General features: G+C 46.4%; 1 protein-coding gene. It reads left to right on the plus strand.

Going from position 1 to position 722, the window contains the following annotated elements:
• On the plus strand, positions 1-722 hold a 722-nt coding region (dinB, locus tag R7040_RS26350), incomplete at both ends, for a DNA polymerase IV (RefSeq protein ID WP_318097560.1).

Genomic DNA, 722 nt, shown 5'->3' on the forward strand with positions numbered 1-722 from the left:
GTAGTGCCATGCCTACCGCTCGTGCGTTGCAGCTTTGCCCGCATTTGCTCGTTGTTCCCGGTCGAATGCATGTCTACAAACAAGTCTCACTGCAAATTCGAGCTATCTTCGAACGTTATACTTCCTTAATTGAACCTCTTTCTCTTGATGAGGCCTACCTAGATGTTACCGATGCGACAGCTTGCAGGGGCTCAGCAACCCTGATTGCGGAGTCTATCCGTAATGATATTCGAAACGAGTTGGGCCTGACGGCATCTGCTGGAATCGCGCCGATTAAGTTTCTCGCTAAAGTTGCTTCGGATATGAACAAACCCAATGGACAGTTTGTTATTCCTCCTGAGAAAGTTCAAGAAGTGGTTGATAAGCTACCACTAGAAAAAATCCCTGGAGTTGGTAAGGTCAGTCTAGAAAAGTTACATCAAGCGGGCTTTTATCTGTGTGAAGACATTAAAAATAGCGACTATCGAGAACTGTTACGCCAATTCGGCCGCCAAGGCGCATCATTGTGGAAACGCAGTCACGGTATCGATGATCGAGAAGTTGTAGTCGAGCGTGAGAGAAAGTCGGTTGGTGTTGAGCGAACGTTTAGCCAAAACATCTCTACTTATGATGAGTGCTGGCAAGTGATCGAAGAGAAACTTTATCCTGAACTGGAAAAGCGACTGGAGCGTGCCAGTCCAGATAAATCGATCATTAAGCAAGGCATTAAGGTAAAGTTCGCG

The organism is Vibrio sp. 1069, from assembly GCF_033340555.1.